This is a genomic window from Streptomyces sp. NPDC028308 (assembly GCF_055565855.1).
Genome location: NZ_JBVHTO010000010.1, coordinates 436,988 through 453,864 on the forward strand (window position 1 = coordinate 436,988; position 16,877 = coordinate 453,864).

Sequence of the window (16,877 nt, forward strand, 5' to 3'; positions counted from 1 at the left end):
GCATTTTCACGGTGCGTTTACTGCGCGCATGACCGGGAAATGTGCACGCGCTGTGAGCATAGGTGTCCATGCGCGACCGCGGGCCGTTCTCCGCGACGGGCGGCGCACTCGGCCCCTGGTCCTAGGACCCGCTTCGGCCGCTGGTCCGATGCGGCCGCACGGGACCGGCGACTAGCGTCTTCCCGTGCTGAAGACTCCCGCCGACCCCGCCCTCTCCCCCCTGTCCGGACCGCCGCCCGCCGGCGGGCATGCTGAGGGGGTGAGCAACGACGAGTTCCGTGCCGTCATGTCCCGGCTGGCCGCGGGCGTGGTCCTGGTGACCGCCCACGAGCCCGCGCTGGACCCCGACGGCCCCGGCGGCGAGGACGTCGGCATGACCGCGACGTCCTTCATGTCCGTGTCCCTGGACCCGCCCCTGGTGCTCGTCGGGTTGCGGGAGGGCTCCCGGATGGACGACCTGCTCGCCGAGCAGCCGAACTGGGCGGTCTCCGTGCTCTCCGAGAGCCAGCGCCATGTCGCGGGCCGCTTCGCCATGAAGGGCCGCATCAGCGACCGCCTGCTGTTCGAGGACATCCCGTACCTGCGCGGCCAGGAGTCGGGCGCGCCGCTGGTCGGCGGCGCGCTGGCCACCCTGGAGTGCCGTACGGAGCAGCGGGTGACCGCGGGCGACCACACCCTCGTCATCGGCCGCGTGCTGACCGCGGCGGTGCCGAGCGCCGACGGCGGCCCGCTGACGTACTTCAAGGGCCGCTACCGGCAGCTCGGTTGACGGCTCGGGGCTGCCCCGCGCCCCCGCGGTGACGGGCCGTCCGGTCCGACGGCGGGCCCGCCGGGAAGGGCGCACCGGACCACCGGCGATCGCGGCCGGCGGTCGGTGTCGGGCCACCGGCGGCCGGTGGTCCGTGCCGGTCAGGGCGTCAACGGGTACGACGTGCGGCCCGAGGCCTCGTCGATCTCGTCGTGCGCCTTGGTCAGCAGCTTCATCGCCAGTTCGTTGAGCGCCCTGGCGCCCGCGACCTCCTCGCCGACCCTCGGCTGGTCGGCGTCGGAGGGGTGGCGGCTCGAGTAGCCGTGCGCCCGTACCTCGCTCCCGTCCGGGAGCCGCACCATGGCGGCCGCCCGCGTGCGGTGGGAGTCCTCCTCGAATTCCAGCTCGACATGCCATCCGACAGCGGTCCGCGCCATCACGATCACCTCCGGAACCCCTGCTTCCAGGATGTGCCCGCGACCCCGTCGGCGCACGGCCTGAGGCGGGGCGGGCGGCCCCGCTCAGCCCCAGTCGCGCCCGGAGCGGCCCCGCTTGGTGTCGGAGCGCTGCTTCTTCTCGCGCAGCCGCCGTTCGTTGATCCCCCGCGGGATGCGGGTGGCGCGGCGGGGGCGGGGCGGCGGCGCGCTCGCCTCGGCGAGCAGCGAGGCCAGCCGGACGGCCGCGGTCTCGCGGTTGCGCCACTGCGAACGGTGCTCGGAGGCGCGCACGCTGATCACGCCGTCGACCAGGCGCCCGGCCAGCCTGTCCAGGGCGCGCTCCTTCCACACCGGCGGCAGCGCCTCGGTCCTGGCGAGGTCGAACCGCAGCTCGACCTGGGAGTCGCTGGTGTTGACGTGCTGTCCACCGGGTCCCGAGGAGCGCGAGAATCGCCACATGAGCTCGGCCTCGGGCAGGGAGACGGAGCCGCGGATGACGTAGGGACCGGACATGGGGTCCATGGTCGCCTGCGCGTGCGGTCCGCGTCACCCGTTTTTCCGACCGGTGCGTCCCTTCGGGTAAAGAAAGTAAAGAGAGCTGGAACCTCAGGTACCCCCCTCGACGTTCATAGGTGTAGCTGTAGCTTCGTGCCCGTACGAAGCCCATACGTACGGGCACCGAGCGCGTACGCAACGAGGGAAGGGACTCCCAACAATGGCTGTAAGCCTGTCCAAGGGTGGCAACGTCTCGCTCACCAAGGAGGCTCCGGGCCTGACCGCCGTCACCGTGGGCCTCGGCTGGGACGTCCGCACCACCACCGGTACCGACTTCGACCTCGACGCCTCGGCCATCGCGGTCAACCCGCAGGGCAAGGTCTACTCGGACGGTCACTTCGTCTTCTTCAACAACAAGCAGACCCCGGACCAGACCATCGTCCACACCGGCGACAACCGCACGGGCGAGGGCGCGGGCGACGACGAGGCGATCAACGTCAACCTGGCGGGCCTCCCCGCCGACGTCGAGAAGATCGTCTTCCCGGTCTCGATCTACGACGCCGAGACCCGCTCGCAGAACTTCGGCCAGGTCCGCAACGCGTACATCCGCATCGTGAACCAGGCCGGTGGCGCGGAGATCGCCCGCTACGACCTGTCCGAGGACGCGGCCACGGAGACCGCCATGGTCTTCGGCGAGCTCTACCGCAACGGCGCCGAGTGGAAGTTCCGCGCGGTCGGCCAGGGCTACGCCTCGGGCCTCGCCGGTATCGCCCAGGACTTCGGCGTCAGCGTCTGATCACGCCATACGCGCAGCGCCCGAAGCCCCCGGCCCCGCGGCCGGGGGCTTCGGCGTCCCCGCGCCGGGTCCGTCCCCAACCCTGGGTCGCGGACACGGCCTGGTCGCGGCGGTACTTTGCCCCCGTGATCCTCGAATCCCTGCGCCTCACCCCCGACCACGACCTGCCGGCCCCGCTCCTCACGGAACTGACCGGCCTCTACGCCTCCAACCGTGACTTCTACGCCCTGAGCGGGGACTTCCCGGACGCGGACGACATCCGCCCGGAGCAGGTCGCGGCGGCGCTCGCCGGGGAGCTGGCCCATCCGGACGTGGAGGTGCTGCTCGCGCGCGGCGCCGGGCGGCTGGTCGGGGTCGCGATCACCCTCGCGCATCATCCGGACCCGGCGGACCCCGACCCGTGGATCGGCCTGCTCCTGGTCGACGCGGGCGAACAGCGCAAGGGGCACGGGCGGACGCTGGCCTCGCTCGTCGAGGACCGGCTGCGCGCGGCGGGCCGCACCGCCGTACGGCTGGCCGTCCTCGACAACAACCCGGGCGCGCTCGCCTTCTGGACCTCCCTCGGTTACGAGGTCATCGGGCACCGCGGGGATCTGCAGCAGGGCCGCCCGTGCGCGGTGCTGCGCAAACCGCTGGCCGACGTCGACGTAACCCGGCCGCGACCTCAGCCGCAGCCGCACTGACGAGGGGGCGGCCGGAGCGCCGCGGGCCGGGCTCCCCGGGTCCGGGTCCCTCAGGCGACCGGCGGTGGGGTGCACCCGTCGCCTGCTCGGCGCACGTGACTCGCCGTGCCGTCGTTACGGTCCGGTCCGGTCCGCTCCCGTCCGTTCCGCTCCGGCCCGGTCCGGTCCGGCTGGGCTCGCCGTGCCGTCCTCACGGGCGGTCCGGCTTCCCCTCCCCGTACAGCCAGTCCCGCCAGATCCCCTCGAAGTCCTTGTCCGGCGCCCGCTTCTCGACGTAGTCCGTGAAGTCCGCGGTGTCGGCGTTGCCGTGCCGGTGGGCGGCGGCCCAGCCCCGGACGAGGTCGCGGAAGGCGGCGTCGCCGACGGTCCGGCGGATCTTGTGCAGGACCATGGCGCCGCGCTCGTAGACCGGGCTGTCGGAGATGTGGGCGGCGTCGGTGGGCCGGGCGGGCGGGAAGGCCCACACCGCCTCGCCGGTCGCCGGGTCGTCGTAGTAGTCGCCCCGGTAGAGGGCGTCGAAGGTCTCCTGCGCCGTGTCGCCTCCGTGGTCCTCCTCCCACAGCCACTCCGCGTAGGTCGCGAACCCCTCGTTGAGCCACATGTCCCGCCAGGACTTCGGGGTGACGGAGTCACCGAACCACTGGTGGGCCAGCTCGTGGACGAGGGTCCCGAGGTCGGGGGCGCCGGGGAAGACGGGCCGGTTCTGCGTCTCCAGGGCGTAGCCCACGTCGTCCGCGTCGTCCACGACCGCGCCGGCGGAGGAGAAGGGGTAGGGGCCGAAGGCGTCCTCCTGCCACGCGAGGATCTCCGGCAGCCGCCGCAGCACCTTCGCGCTCGGCCCGGCCTGCGCGGGGTCGACGGCGACGTACAGCGGCAGTCCGCTCTTCGTCGTCGTGCGCCGGACGTCGTACCGGCCGATCGCGAGGAAGGCCAGATAGCTCGCCATCGGCTCCGCCGTGTGCCAGCGGAAGGTGCGGCGGCCCTTCCCGGCCGTCCCGCTCCTCGGCTCCCCGTTGGACACCGCCCGCAGCCCCGCCGGGACGGTGACCGCCACGTCGTACGCCGCCTTGTCCGAGGGGTGGTGGCTGCCGGGGAACCAGGCCATCGACCCGGTGGGTTCGCCGAGGGCCAGGGCACCGTCGGCCGTCGGCAGCCAGCCCTCCTGCGAGCCGTCCGGATCGGTGACCGTCTCGGGCCTGCCCGAGTAGGCGACCCGCACGTGGAACGTCTCACCCCGGTCGAGGTCGTCGTGCGGGCGCACCGTCAGTTCCTGGCCGGTGCGGCTCCAGCGGGCGCCCCGCCCCTCGACGCTGACCGTGCCGACGTCCAGGCCCTTCAGGTCCAGGTTGAAGGCGCTCAGGTCCTGCGTCGCGCGCGCCGTGATCTCCGCCGTCCCCGTGAGGTCCCCGCGCGCGGGGTCGTAGGAGAGGGTCAGGCCGTAGTGCGTGACGTCGTAGCCTCCGTTGCCCGCCTTCGGGAAGTACGGGTCGCGTACGCCCGAGGTCCCGGGTCTGCCCTCCACCCCGCCGCCGCACGCGGTCAGGAGCAGGGCCGCGGCCAGGGCAAAGGGCACGGAGACGGAAGATCGGGGCACGTCCGTGATCCTACGAGGGCGTGACACCATTCCTTCCGTGCTCGACATCGGCTACGCCCTCTCCAACCGCTTCCCCGACCCCCCGCAGACCGACTACCGCCGCGCGGACGTACGGGCGCTGCGGCACGACCTGTTCTGCGGGGACGTCTACCTCGCCGACACCAAGGCGGACCGGGAGCTGTCCACAGCCTGGGGATGGGTGCCGGTGCTCGACTTCGCCTGGGCGCTGTGCGACATCGTGGAGCAGCTGGACCAGGACCCGCGGGGCAGCCGGGCCTCCCGCCCCCAGCACGCCGAACTCGACTTCACCGAGTCCACCGACCGGATGCTCTTCGAGCGGCGCTTCGGCTGGGTCGACATCGAGGCCGACTGGATGCCCGTCGAGGAGGCGCCGCTGACCTTCTCGCACTCCGAACTGCGCCGCGAGGCCCGCGACTTCCTGCACGACCTGCTCGCCGACCTGACCGACCTGCACGAGGGCCTGGCCGACAACCCGGCCATCTGGACCCTCCAGGCCCGCTTCCCCCGCATCGGCTGAACCCGGCCCGCACCGGTCGCCCCCGGTGGAGGCGGGCCCCGTTCGTCACGCCTGGCCGGGGCCCACCACCCGCAGGCCCAGCTCCGCCGCCAGCAAAGGCGCCAGGTCGAGCAGCTGGGACGGGCTGATCACCGCGCCCGCCAGCCGGTCCACCCCGCGCGCGATGTCCAGCTCCGCCGCCCGCAGATCGACGTCCTTGAGCGTGGCCGCGCTGAAGTCCGCCCCCTTCAGGACGCAGTCGACGAACTCCACGCGCTCCAGTGTGGCGGCGCCGAAGTCGGGCTCGACCAGGACGCATCCCTCGAAGACCACGTCCTTGAGCCGGGCCTTGCGCAGATTCAGGTAGTCGATCTTGCCGCCGCGCACCAGCACCCGCTCCAGCACCGCACCGTGCAGCTGCACGCCCCCGACGCGGGCGTCGAGCAGCTCGACATCGCGCAGCATCGCCCCGGCGAGGTCGGTGCCCACACCGCGGGCGTTCGAGAGGACCGAGTCCAGGAAGCGCGCGTTCGGCAGCCGGGTCTCGTCCAACGCGCAGCCCTTGAGCGCGCAGTCCATGAAGCGGGCGCCCGAGCCGTCCTGCCCGGCGAGGTCGGCGTCCCGGAACTCCAGCCCGTCGTAGTCCCCGTCGGGCTCCAGCGCGCCGTCCGCGAACGCCTCAAGGGGCGGCAGCCGCACCCCGGGGCGCCGCGCCCCCTTCACCGCTCCGCCCGCCCTGCCCGCCCTGCCCGCAGCCCTGTGCACCATCCGCTCATCGTGCACCACCCCACTGACAGCATCCCTGACCTGCCGTTCTCCTCCCGATGTCACATTCCGGGGCCCCGAACCGGTCCTAGTCACGGACCGGGCCGTCCTCGGCCGGCACCGGCCGGGGCCCGGACCGCGACCAGAGGGAGACCCGACCATGCACCGCATCACCGTCATCGGCGGCGGCTTCGCCGGACTCACCGCCGCCATCACCGCCGCCGAGGCCGGCGCCAAGGTCACCGTGTACGAGGCGCACCACACCCTGGGCGGCCGGGCCCGCACCGCCGAGGGCCCCTACCGGACGAACGAGGGACCGCACGCCCTCTACAGCGGCGGCCCGCACTGGACCTGGCTCAGGCAGCGCGACCTCATCGGCCCGCTCGCCCCGCTGCCGCCGCTGGAGGGCGCCCGGCTGCGCCTGCGCCACCGCGGTGTCCTGCGCCGCACCCCGCCCTTCGCCATGCTCAGGCTGCTGCGCCGCACCGCCCGGCAAGCGCCCGTGGACAGCGACTTCCTGACCTGGGCGACCGCCCAGGCGGGCGAGGAGGGCGCCCGGGCCGCCGCGCACTACTCCGCCGTCGCCCTCTTCCACCACGACCCGGGCTCGCTCTCGGCGGCGTTCGTGCAGGAGCGGCTGCGCCGGGCCACCCGGCTGCCCCCGGAGGCGCACTACCCGCGCGGCGGCTGGGCGAGCGTCATCGACCGGATGGCGGCCCGCGCCTGGAACCTCGGCGTACGGGTGGAGACCCTGTCCCGCGTCGACGCCCTCCCCGAGAACCAGGGGCCGGTCGTCGTCGCCACCTCCCTCGACGCCGCGCGGCGGCTCCTCAAGGACGACACGCTCACCTGGACCGGCGGCCGGACCGCCCTGATCGACCTGGCCGTGCGCACCCGCCGCGGTGACGCGTTCGCCGTCTCGGACCTGGACGCGCCCGGCTGGATCGAGCGCTTCACGGCCCAGGACCGCACGCTGGCCCCGGCCGGGGAACAGCTCGTGCAGGGCCAGATCCCGATCGCGCCGCACGAGTCGCGGGCCGACGGCGCCGCACGCGCCGAGGAACTGCTCGACCTCGGGTTCCCGGGCTGGCGGGAGCGTCTGACCTGGCGCCGGGAGGCCGTCGCACGGGGGCGTACGGGGGCGGTGGACCTGCCGGGGACCAGCTGGCGCGACCGGCCCTCGGTGGACCGCGGGGACGGCGTCTACCTGGCCGGCGACCAGGTCGCGGCACCGGGTGTGCTGTCCGAGGTGTCGTTCAACAGCGCCCTCGAAGCCGTGACCCTGGCCCTGCGCATCCGGCAACGCCTTGACCTCAAGCAAGCCTGAGGTTGAAGGCTGGGCACCTCAGGACCCGTGCACGGCCGCGCACTCCCGCGCGGCCCGCACGGGTCACGACCGCACAGCGAGGAGCCCGCCATGCACGCCATACGCCTGCACGCCTTCGGTCCCGCCGAGAACCTCACCTTCGAGCGGACCGCCGATCCCGAACCGGGCCCGGGGCAGGTCCGGATCGCCGTGGCCGCGGCCGGCGTGCACCTGCTCGACACCGCGCTGCGCGAGGGCATGCGGGGACCGGCGCCGCGGCCCGCCGAACTGCCCACGATCCCCGGCCGCGAGGTCGCCGGCGTCGTCGAGTCCCTCGGTGCGGGCGCCCCCGCCGGCCTGCTCGGACGGCGCGTCGTCGCCCACCTCGGCTTCGCCCCCGGCGGCTACGCCGAGCTCGCCGTCACCGACGCCGCCCGGCTCCACGAGATCCCGGAGAACCTGGACTTCGCGGCGGCCGTCGCCATGATCGGCACGGGGCGTACGGCGCTGGGGATCCTCCAGTTCGCGGAGCTGGGGCCCGGTGCCGTGGCCGTGATCCCGGCCGCGGCGGGCGGCATCGGAACCCTGCTCGTGCAGTACGCCAAGCACGCGGGCGCCACGGTGATCGGCCTCGCGGGCGGTCCCGAGAAGGCCGCCCTGGTCCGCGCGAACGGCGCCGACCTGGCCGTCGACTACCGGGACGGCGCGTGGCCGGAGCGGGTCCGCGCCCACCTGGGCGACCGCGCGGCCACCGTGGTCCTGGACGGCGTCGGCGGCGATGTCGCCCGTGCCGCCGTCGGCCTGCTCGCGCCCGGCGGCCGGCACCTCGTCTTCGGCTGGTCCGCCGAGGGCGTCCGGGACGGCGGCCCCCACCTCGTGGACGGGGTGTCGACGCAAGTCCTCGGCCCCGTCATGTTCGAAAAGGCGGGCGGCCCAGACCCGCTGCGCACCCTGGAGGAGCGCGCCCTCGCCGAGGCCGCGGCCGGGCGGCTGACCCCCGCCGTGCAGCGCTTCCCCCTCGCGCGGGCCGCCGACGCCCACCGCGCCCTGGAGTCCCGGCGCACCGTCGGCAAGGTGGTCCTGGAACCCTGAACGGCCGCCCGCCCCCGGAGATGCGACGAGGTCCGCTTCATGGTGTTCTGGGCGGATGACTGTCCCCCACACAGGTGAACACGTGGGCGCCGATCCCCGCCGCTGGTGGGCTCTGGTGGTCATCGCGCTCGCCCAGCTGATGGTGGTCCTGGACGCGACGATCGTGAACATCGCGCTGCCGTCGGCCCAGAGCGATCTGCACATCTCCGACGGCGACCGCCAGTGGGTCGTCACGGCCTACACGCTGGCCTTCGGCGGACTGCTGCTGCTGGGTGGCCGAATCGCCGACCTCGTCGGACGCAAACGTACCTTCGTCATCGGTCTGATCGGCTTCGCCGCCGCCTCCGCGCTCGGCGGCGCGGCCACCGGATCCGCGATGCTCTTCGGCGCCCGCGCGCTGCAGGGCGCCTTCGCCGCCCTCCTCGCCCCGTCGGCGCTGTCCCTCCTGACGACCACCTTCACCGACCCGAAGGAGCGCGGAAAGGCTTTCGGGATCTACGGAGCGCTGGCGGGCAGCGGATCCGCGATCGGGTTCATCGCGGGCGGGCTGCTGACCGAGTACCTGGACTGGCGCTGGTGCCTGTACGTCAACATCCCCATCGCCGTGCTCGCGGTGGTCGGTGCGTTCGCGCTCCTGCACGACCGGCCGGGCCGCGCCGGTGCCCGGCTCGACGTGCCCGGCGCGGTGCTGGGCTGCGGCGGCCTCGTCGCCATCGTGTACGGGTTCAGCGAGGCGCAGCCGCGCGGCTGGACGGACCCGCTGGTGCTCGGCCTGTTCGCGGCGGGGATCGCCCTGCTCGTGGCCTTCGTGTGGTGGCAGGCGAGGGCACCCCAGCCGCTGCTGCCGCTGCACATCGTCAAGGACCGCAACCGCGCGGGCTGCTTCCTGACCATGGGACTCGCCGTCATCGGCCTGTTCGGGCTGTTCCTGTTCCTGACCTACTACCTGCAGGGCGTCCTCGGCTACTCCCCCGTGAAGGCGGGCCTGTCGTTCCTGCCGCTGACGGCCGCCATCATCGTCGGTTCGACCCAGATCTCGGCCCGCCTGATGAACCGCCTCGCGCCGCGCATGCTGATGGTCCCCGGCATGGTCCTCGCCTCGGCCGGCATGGTGCTCCTGACCCGGCTCGAGGTCGGCTCCTCGTACGCGAGCCATCTCCTGCCCGCCATGCTGCTGATGGGCCTCGGCATGGGTCTCACCTTCATGCCGGTCTTCGCCACCGCCACCGCCGGGATCGCCCCGCACGACGCCGGAGTGACCTCCGCCACCGTCAACACCGCCCAGCAGGTAGGCGGTTCCATCGGCACGGCACTGCTCAACACCATCGCCACCACCAGCAGCGCGGCGTACATCACCGCGCATCTGCGCGACCCCTCGCGAAAGGAGCTGGTGACGCAGGAGGGCATCGTGCACGGCTACACGGTGGCCATCTGGTGGGCCGCCGGGATCATGCTGCTGGCGGGCCTGATCGCGGGCCTGATGGTGACGGTGCGGGCTCCCCGGCACGCGCCCGCGCAGCACTCGGTGCCGGAGTCAGTCCCGTGAGCCGAGCCTCGTGAGCGACTCGTCCGTCAGCCGGTACACGCTCCACTCGTCCTGCGGGCGGGCGCCCAGCGACTCGTAGAACTCGACGGCGGGGCGGTTCCAGTTCAGCACCGCCCACTCCAGCCGCTCGTAGCCGCGCTCGACGCAGATCCGCGCCAGCTCGGTGAGCAGCGCCCTGCCGTGGCCGCCGCGGCGCGCCTCCGGGCGTACGTACAGGTCCTCCAGGTAGATCCCGTGCACCCCGCGCCAGGTGGAGAAGTTCAGGAACCACAGCGCGAACCCGACGGGCTCGCCCGCCTCCTCGGCGACGAGCCCGAACACGGCGGGTCGCTCCCCGAACAGCGCCTCGCGCAGCTGCTCCTCGGTGGCCCGGGCCTCGTGCGCCGCCTTCTCGTACTCGGCCAGCTCACGGATCATCGCGTGGATGACGGGGACGTCGGCGGGGGTCGCGGTACGAATCATGCGGGCAGGCTACGTGAGTGTCCCGGCGGTCCGCCGCGGGGTGCCCGCGGGGGCTTCCGGACGGCCTCCGAGCAGCGAAAGAGCACGAAATCCGAAGGAGACACCGGCGTCCCGCAGGGGTTAGCGTCCGGGCCATGAGCAGCAAGCCCGCGAGCAGCGCAGGAAGCACGGCCGCCACGGTGAACGGCGGCATCTCGTTCTGGTACGCGCAGGACGGTCTCCCCGGCCCGCGCGAGCCCCTGCCCGGGGACGCGTCGGCCGACGTCGTCATCGTCGGCGGCGGGTACACGGGGCTGTGGACCGCGTACTACCTGAAGAAGGCGGCCCCCTTCCTGCGCATCACCGTCCTGGAACAGAAGTTCTGCGGCTACGGGGCCTCGGGGCGCAACGGCGGCTGGCTCTACAACGGCATCGCGGGCCGCGACCGGTACGCGAAACTGCACGGCCACGACGCGGCCGTACGGCTTCAGCAGGCGATGAACGAGACCGTCGGCGAGGTCGTCAGGGTCGCCGCGGAGGAGGGCGTCGAGGCCGACATCCACCAGGGCGGCGTCCTCGAAGTGGCGTACACACCCGCTCAGTTGGCCCGGCTGAAGGACTTCCACGCCACCGAGCTGTCCTACGGCGAGAAGGACCGCGAGCTGTACGGCGCCCGCGAGACCGCCGAGCGGATCCGGGTCGCGGACGCGGTCGGCTCCGCCTGGACCCCGCACGGCGCCCGGCTGCACCCGGTGAAGCTGGTCAAGGGGCTGGCCGCGGCCGTCGAGGCGCTCGGCGTCACCATCCACGAGCAGACGCCCGTGACCGAGATCCGCCCCAAGCACGCGGTGACCCCGTACGGCACGGTCCGCGCGCCCTACGTCCTGCGCTGCACGGAGGGCTTCACCGCCTCCCTGAAGGGCCAGCGCCGGACCTGGCTGCCCATGAACTCGTCGATGATCGCGACGGAGCCGCTGACCGCCGCCCAGTGGGAGTCCGTCGGCTGGGAGGGCCGCGAGACGCTCGGCGACATGGCGCACGCCTACATGTACGCCCAGCGCACCGCCGACGGACGCATCGCGCTCGGCGGGCGCGGGGTGCCGTACCGCTTCGGCTCGCGCACCGACAACGACGGCCGTACGCAGCCAGCGACCGTGGAGGCGCTGCGCGAGATCCTCGTGCGTCTCTTCCCGTCGCTGGCGGGAGTGCGGGTGGAGCACGCCTGGTCCGGTGTCCTCGGCGTCCCGCGCGACTGGTGCGCCACGGTCACCCTGGACCGCTCCACCGGCCTCGGCTGGGCGGGCGGTTACGTCGGTTCGGGCGTCGCGACCGCCAACCTCGCCGCCCGCACGCTGCGCGACCTCGTCCAGTACGACTCCGGCCAGGCGGGCCCCACCGACCTGACCGCCCTGCCGTGGGTGGGCCACCGGGTGCGCAAGTGGGAGCCGGAGCCCTTCCGTTTCGTCGGCGTCCACGGCATGTACGCGACCTACCGCACCGCGGACCGGCGTGAGCTGGTCACGCACGCCGCGCGGTCCTCGCGGCTGGCGCGGCTGGCGGACCGGGTGGCCGGCCGCCACTGACGGGCCCTCACCCCGCGTCGCAGGCACCGCCGACGACGCGGGGGACGATCACGTGGTGCAGCGGCTGGATCGCCGTGAAGTACAGGCGTCCGGCGGGGCGGTGGAAGCGTACGGCCGTGGTGCAGACGCCCTCCGTGCCGGTGCCGGAGGCGGCCGGGCGGACCGCGAACGACGTCCGGAAGTCCAGGTGCTTGTCGTCGTCCCCGCACAGGACCTCGTCGTCGCCGACCGTCAGCAGCCGGAACGGCCCCATCTTCAGGCCCGGTTCGATCCGGATGTGCTCGGGGGCGACGCGCCGCTGCCGCTGGAGGCCGAAGGGCGCCATCACCCGGTCGCGCACCCCGATCAGCCGGTGCACCCACTCCGGGGTGCCCAGGAAGACGGCGCGGGTGAAGTCGACCGCGGTGGTGCCGGGCGGCAGGTCCACGGCCACCGCGTCCACGTGGTCGCAGCCGCCGAGGCTCTCCCGGGCCGCGTCGAGCACGGGCGTGGCGTGCCTGCGTACGTTCCCAGCGGCCATGTCGCCGCCCCCTTCTCCAGTACGGTCCCGGCCGGCTCCCGGGCACGGTCGCCATGGTCCTCCCCATGCCGTCGGGCCGGCGTCAGGTGTGCGCGGGCGCCCCGAGGACCTCGCTGGGGCGCAGCGCGGTCATCACGCTGTCGACCGTGAGGACGGGTCTGCCGTCGGCGGTCGAGGTGGCGCCCTCGAAGATCCACGTCCCGGCGAGCGCCCGGCTGATCGTCACCTCGTGGCGCAGCACGTCGCCGGGCAGGACCTCGCCCACGACCTCGATGCCGGACATGCCGCCGAACAGGGCTACCTGCCCGGCCAGTTCCTCCGGGGCCCGGTCCCAGGCGGCGAGCAGGGCCGCGCTCTGGCACCACGACTCGATGAGCAGCGCCGCCGGATACCCGTACCCGGAGTCGGCCGTCTCGTCGGGAAGGTCCCGGTACCAGGGCTCGTTGCACGTCACCGCCTTCCGCGTGACGACGCGCCGGCCGGGCTCGACGGCGAGGACCCGGTCCACGAGCAGCGCGGGATAGCGGTGCGGGATGAGCCGCTTCAGCACGGCCACCCCGTGGGAGGCGCCCGGGGCGGTGTCGGCGCCCGCCGCCGGTGCCCGGGGTGCGGGGGCCGGGTCCGGCCGCCCGGCGTCGCGGTACCGCAGCCGCAGCGTCGCGCTCTTGCCGCGCGCGGTCCGGCAGACGGCCCGCACGTCCCGCACCCCGTCCGCGGCGGCGACGGCGGCCTCGACGGTCAGGGTGTCGCCGGGCAGCACGGGGGACAGGAACCGCACGGACCTGATGCCCGCGAGTACCGGCGTCCCGCCGCCGGTGTCCCGGGCGTGCCGGAGCACCGCGTGGTGCACGGCGTCCAGGGCGAACACACCGGGCAGGAGCGGGAAGCCCGGGTAGTGGCCCGCGAAGACCGGCGCCGCCGGGTCCGCGGGGAACGTCATCTCGATGCCGTCGCCGTCCCGTCTCACGACGGACGACCTGGGCATCAGCTCGATGGAGTGCACTCGGTTCCTCTTCCTCGGGTCCTCGAAGTCCAGGGGGTCCTGGGGCCGGTCCGCGTTCCGCGGGGTCCGCGGGCCGCTACAGGGCGATCCGGGTGCGGACGACGAGCCCCTCGGGCCCGAGCACCGCCTTGACGTCCAGCAGCCGGTCGGAGTCGGAGTAACTGAGCCGGACGCCCAGCGCCTGGAGCGCGGAGGCCCCCGGCCGGCCGTCCGTGCCCAGGGAGCGCAGCTGGTGCCGGGCCGCCGCCACGGCGTGGTGGCCGCCGCCCGCGACCAGCAGTCGGCGCAGTCCCTGCGGTGCGGCCAGCCCGCGCAGCCAGGCGAGCAGCGGGCCCATGGCGTCCTGCTCGCGCAGATAGACGTTGCGGGGGTGGTCCGCGCACTCGGCGTCCTCGGAGGCGGGGACCCGGCAGCGGTAGTAGGGCTCGCCGTTGTTCCAGGTGCCCTGCATCAGCCGGTTGCAGCGTCCGCAGCGCAGCAGCCCGCGCAGCGCGTACGGCTTCGGCGGCTCGACGTCGCACTCCCCGGTGCGCTTCCTGCGCTTGGCGAACACGGCGTGGACCTGCTCGAAGACGTCGGACGCGATCAACTGCCGCCCCCCGGCGGCGTCGTCGGCGAGGCCCTCGGGCGCATTCCGGCCCGCGTAGCGGGGGTTGAGGAGGATGGCCCGCACCGTGCTCTTGGACCAGCCGGACGCCGGGCGGGTCGCACTCGCGGCCGCCGGGCCGGGGCTCGGGACGCCGTCGGTGTTCAGGCCCTCGGCGATGCTCTGCAGGCTCCGGCCGTCGAGGCACTCGTGGAAAATGCGGCGCACGACCGGTGCCGTGTGCTCGTCCGGGACGAGTAGCTGCCGTTGTCCGGTGCCGTCGAGGACGACGGCCGTACGGAATCCGTAGGGCGGGCGTCCACGCCCGCGGGACAGTTTCCGCAGCGGATACGAGTTCGTCGGCGCGGAAATCGAATGGGACGGATTTTCTCCCCGGATATCCGCGCAGGGGCGGGCCGGTATATGCGATTTCATCAAGCTTCCCCGTTGATTCTTGCCGGCCGTTCACTCGCGACGGCATGCCCGCGCCGCCGCACGGCGGCACCCCGGAAAAGGGAGCGCCGCGTGCGGTCGTTCCGCGCGGATGAGTGAGTGCCGTCTCGGCACGGCCGGGCCGGGGCCGCCTCGTCGCGGCCGGGCCCGGCCCGGGTGAATGGCCGTGGTCCCCCAGCGGGCCGCGTGCGGGAGAGTCCCGCCTCGCGAGCGCCGCTCGAACTGCTCTCAAGCTATGCCCGGGTCCCGGAGCGGGACAACGGCCTGGCCGGTTGCTGACGGCCGGGCCCCGTGGTTCCCGGCGGGGCCGGCCGGAAGTGGCAGCTTGCTGAGCCCTCAGCCGTGCCCGGCGCGGCCCCCGTCCGCCCCGCGGTCCCCTCTGAGCAGCCCCATCTCGGCCGCGCGGACCCCCGCCTGGAAACGGGAGCCGGCGCCCAGTACCCGCATGATCTCGGCCACGTGCCTGCGGTAGGTGCGCACGGAGATCGACAGCGCCCGGGCCGCGGCGTCGTCGGTGTACCCCTCGCACAGACAGCGCAGGATGTCCTGCGGGACCTGCCGGCGCAGCTGTTCCTCGGCGAGCGGCACCCCGCGCTCCCAGGCGTCGGTGAACAGCGCGTTGAGCGCGTCCACGACGGCGGGCGCCCGGACCAGCGCGATGTGCCGCGGGCCCTCGTTGCCCGTGCCCTCCGAGCGGGTGAGCACGTTCTCCGCGTCGATGACGATCGCGCCGGTGAGCGCGGCGTCGCCGAGTCTGACCTCGATGCCCGGCCGGCGCCGCTGGAGTTCGGCGAGCCGTCCGCGGTCCGCCGTCGCCTGCGAGTCCAGCACGCGTACGCGCACCCCGTCCGGCACCTCGCCTGCCAGTTGCGACAGCACGTGTATACGCAGCCGGGCCGCCGAACGGTCCGACGGCACCAGGACGTTCACGCTGTGCTTCGCCTCGCCGAGCAGGCGCTGCAACGCTCCGAGCGCCGCCCGGGCGCTCTCGGCCGTCACCAGCAGCGACCTGCTGTCCGGGGACGGACGCTGTCCCCGCGAGACGATCGATTCGATACGGTCACGGATCTCCAGGAGCGCCTGCTCGGCGTCGCTTGAAATGTGCGAGAACTCTACCCCCGCACTGTCGAACAGACCTGAATTCGCTAGTGTTTCCCCATTGGACATACATCCCCCGTTACGACCCCGCACGATTTTTCTCTCGGTGCGGGATCATCCCCCGAAAAAGCTGGTCAAAAGCTTCCAGAATTCTCTTTCGGGAGTCTACCTATAGCAACTCTCAGCGTCAACGAACAGCAGTTAGGTGAGAATTGAACCTTATTTCGTCGACAGAATGTCGAGAAGAACCCGTCAGCCCCCGGCCGGGGTTTCGCCCGGCTCGCCGCCCCGCGCCCCGCGTCTGACGAGTCCGGCGACGACGGCGTGGTGAAAGGGCTCGATCGCCCGGAAGTAGAGGCGGCCCGCCCTGCGGTGAAAGCGGACGACGGTCGTGCACACGGCCTCGGGACCGCGCGGTCCCTGCCGTACGGCGAAGGAGCAGCGGAAACTCAGATGCTTGTCGTTGTCGCCCGCGAGGACTTCCTCGTCCGAGACGCTCAGCAGCCGCATCGGGCCGATCTTGGCACCGGCGGCGACGGCCGCGGGCGCGCCCCTCTCCCGCTGTTTCAGGCCGAAGGGCGCCACCGCCGCGTCCCGCACCACGAGCAGGGTCCGCACCCAGCGCGGGGGCGAACCCAGCATCCGCCGGGTGAAGTCGACCGCGGTGACGCCCGGTTCGACGTCGACGGCCACCGTGTCGACGTGGTCGTAGCGGCCCAGACTGGCGTGCGCCGCCGCCACGACCGGCTCGACGTTCCTGCGTACCGCGACCCGCTGCATCTCGTGTTCCGTTCCCTGGGGCGTCGTGACTTCGGGTGGGGGCCGCTCCCGGTCCGGTCCGCTCAGTCCTTGATCTCGCAGATGGGGGCGCCGGAGGTGAGGGAGGCGCCGACTTCGGCGGTGAGGCCCTTGATGGTGCCGGACTTGTGGGCGTTGAGGGGTTGTTCCATCTTCATCGCTTCGAGGACGACGATGAGGTCGCCTTCCTTGACTTCCTGGCCTTCCTCGACGGCGATCTTGACGATGGTGCCCTGCATGGGGGAGGCGAGGGTGTCGCCGGAGGCGGCGGGGCCGGACTTCTTGGCGGCGCGGCGCTTGGGTTTGGCGCCGGCGGCGAGACCGGTGCGGGCCAGGGACATGCCCAGGCTGGAGGGCAGGGACACTTCCAGGCGTTTGCCGCCGACCTCGACGATGACGGTCTCGCGGCCGCTCTC

General features: G+C 73.3%; 19 protein-coding genes. 8 read left to right on the forward strand and 11 right to left on the reverse strand.

The features are described from left to right. Positions 1-184 precede the first annotated feature (184 nt). Positions 185-769: a flavin reductase family protein gene (locus ACZ4VA_RS24995; protein ID WP_355787951.1), complete on the forward strand. Its 585-nt coding sequence runs from the start codon at positions 185-187 to the stop codon at positions 767-769. Between the two features lie 140 nt (positions 770-909). Here the strand turns inward: ACZ4VA_RS24995 and ACZ4VA_RS25000 are convergent, their stop codons facing one another. Together ACZ4VA_RS25000 and arfB are read right to left on the reverse strand one after the other, a co-directional pair. Then, positions 910-1,185 (reverse strand): DUF1876 domain-containing protein, encoded by a 276-nt coding sequence (locus tag ACZ4VA_RS25000; protein WP_355787954.1) that lies wholly within the window; start codon positions 1,183-1,185, stop codon positions 910-912. Positions 1,186-1,269: 84 nt separating this feature from the next. Then, entirely contained in the window at positions 1,270-1,707 is a 438-nt protein-coding gene (gene arfB, locus ACZ4VA_RS25005) for an alternative ribosome rescue aminoacyl-tRNA hydrolase ArfB (RefSeq protein WP_355787957.1), read from the reverse strand. A gap of 193 nt (positions 1,708-1,900) precedes the next feature. On the opposite strand from arfB, the gene ACZ4VA_RS25010 reads away from it, so the two are divergent. Further along, positions 1,901-2,476 carry a TerD family protein gene (locus ACZ4VA_RS25010; protein ID WP_355787959.1) on the forward strand — a complete coding sequence of 192 codons (576 nt, stop codon included), beginning with the start codon at positions 1,901-1,903 and terminating at the stop codon, positions 2,474-2,476. Positions 2,477-2,601: 125 nt separating this feature from the next. After that, entirely contained in the window at positions 2,602-3,159 is a 558-nt protein-coding gene (locus ACZ4VA_RS25015) for a GNAT family N-acetyltransferase (protein WP_468082539.1), read from the forward strand. Positions 3,160-3,349: 190 nt separating this feature from the next. Here the strand turns inward: ACZ4VA_RS25015 and ACZ4VA_RS25020 are convergent, their stop codons facing one another. Continuing rightward, the gene (locus ACZ4VA_RS25020; protein WP_356174574.1) at positions 3,350-4,783 is read right to left on the reverse strand and encodes a M1 family metallopeptidase; all 1,434 of its coding nucleotides are present in this window, start codon (positions 4,781-4,783) and stop codon (positions 3,350-3,352) included. Between the two features lie 7 nt (positions 4,784-4,790). Between ACZ4VA_RS25020 and ACZ4VA_RS25025 the strand changes: the two genes are divergently transcribed. Next, entirely contained in the window at positions 4,791-5,291 is a 501-nt protein-coding gene (locus tag ACZ4VA_RS25025) for a hypothetical protein (RefSeq protein WP_355793203.1), read from the forward strand. 45 nt (positions 5,292-5,336) lie between these two features. Here ACZ4VA_RS25025 and ACZ4VA_RS25030 read toward each other — a convergent pair whose 3' ends face one another. Further along, positions 5,337-6,038: a pentapeptide repeat-containing protein gene (locus tag ACZ4VA_RS25030; RefSeq protein ID WP_355793205.1), complete on the reverse strand. Its 702-nt coding sequence runs from the start codon at positions 6,036-6,038 to the stop codon at positions 5,337-5,339. A 157-nt stretch (positions 6,039-6,195) separates the two neighbouring features. Between ACZ4VA_RS25030 and ACZ4VA_RS25035 the strand changes: the two genes are divergently transcribed. The 3 genes from ACZ4VA_RS25035 to ACZ4VA_RS25045 all read left to right on the forward strand — a co-directional run bounded on the left by ACZ4VA_RS25035 (position 6,196) and on the right by ACZ4VA_RS25045 (position 9,979). After that, on the forward strand, positions 6,196-7,362 hold the full coding sequence (locus tag ACZ4VA_RS25035) for an FAD-dependent oxidoreductase (RefSeq protein ID WP_355788325.1): 1,167 nt from the start codon (positions 6,196-6,198) through the stop codon (positions 7,360-7,362). 90 nt (positions 7,363-7,452) lie between these two features. Then, positions 7,453-8,433: a zinc-binding dehydrogenase gene (locus tag ACZ4VA_RS25040; RefSeq protein ID WP_356174557.1), complete on the forward strand. Its 981-nt coding sequence runs from the start codon at positions 7,453-7,455 to the stop codon at positions 8,431-8,433. Positions 8,434-8,488: 55 nt separating this feature from the next. Further along, complete coding sequence (locus ACZ4VA_RS25045) at positions 8,489-9,979, forward strand: MFS transporter (protein WP_468082540.1); 1,491 nt, start codon at positions 8,489-8,491, stop codon at positions 9,977-9,979. On the opposite strand, the gene ACZ4VA_RS25050 is transcribed toward ACZ4VA_RS25045, so the two are convergent. After that, positions 9,968-10,441, reverse strand: coding sequence for a GNAT family N-acetyltransferase (locus tag ACZ4VA_RS25050; RefSeq protein ID WP_355788320.1), 474 nt, complete (start codon positions 10,439-10,441; stop codon positions 9,968-9,970). The genes ACZ4VA_RS25045 and ACZ4VA_RS25050 overlap by 12 nt on opposite strands. Before the next feature lie 134 nt (positions 10,442-10,575). Here ACZ4VA_RS25050 and ACZ4VA_RS25055 point away from each other — a divergent pair, with 134 nt between their 5' ends. Beyond that, complete coding sequence (locus tag ACZ4VA_RS25055; protein WP_468082541.1) at positions 10,576-12,003, forward strand: NAD(P)/FAD-dependent oxidoreductase; 1,428 nt, start codon at positions 10,576-10,578, stop codon at positions 12,001-12,003. A 7-nt stretch (positions 12,004-12,010) separates the two neighbouring features. On the opposite strand, the gene ACZ4VA_RS25060 is transcribed toward ACZ4VA_RS25055, so the two are convergent. The 6 genes from ACZ4VA_RS25060 to ACZ4VA_RS25085 all read right to left on the reverse strand — a co-directional run. Continuing rightward, positions 12,011-12,523, reverse strand: coding sequence for a DUF2867 domain-containing protein (locus ACZ4VA_RS25060; protein WP_468082542.1), 513 nt, complete (start codon positions 12,521-12,523; stop codon positions 12,011-12,013). A gap of 82 nt (positions 12,524-12,605) precedes the next feature. Beyond that, positions 12,606-13,526: a 3-hydroxyacyl-ACP dehydratase FabZ family protein gene (locus ACZ4VA_RS25065; protein ID WP_356244350.1), complete on the reverse strand. Its 921-nt coding sequence runs from the start codon at positions 13,524-13,526 to the stop codon at positions 12,606-12,608. Between the two features lie 76 nt (positions 13,527-13,602). Continuing rightward, positions 13,603-14,547, reverse strand: coding sequence for a recombinase family protein (locus ACZ4VA_RS25070; protein WP_468082543.1), 945 nt, complete (start codon positions 14,545-14,547; stop codon positions 13,603-13,605). Between the two features lie 354 nt (positions 14,548-14,901). Next, positions 14,902-15,564, reverse strand: coding sequence for a helix-turn-helix transcriptional regulator (locus ACZ4VA_RS25075; protein ID WP_389390895.1), 663 nt, complete (start codon positions 15,562-15,564; stop codon positions 14,902-14,904). A 351-nt stretch (positions 15,565-15,915) separates the two neighbouring features. Further along, a complete protein-coding gene (locus ACZ4VA_RS25080; RefSeq protein WP_356174571.1) occupies positions 15,916-16,443 on the reverse strand; it encodes a DUF2867 domain-containing protein in 528 nt (175 codons plus the stop codon). 62 nt (positions 16,444-16,505) lie between these two features. Then, positions 16,506-16,877 (reverse strand): acyl-CoA carboxylase biotin carboxyl carrier protein subunit (locus ACZ4VA_RS25085; protein WP_468082544.1); only part of this gene is annotated, 372 nt, incomplete at its 5' end.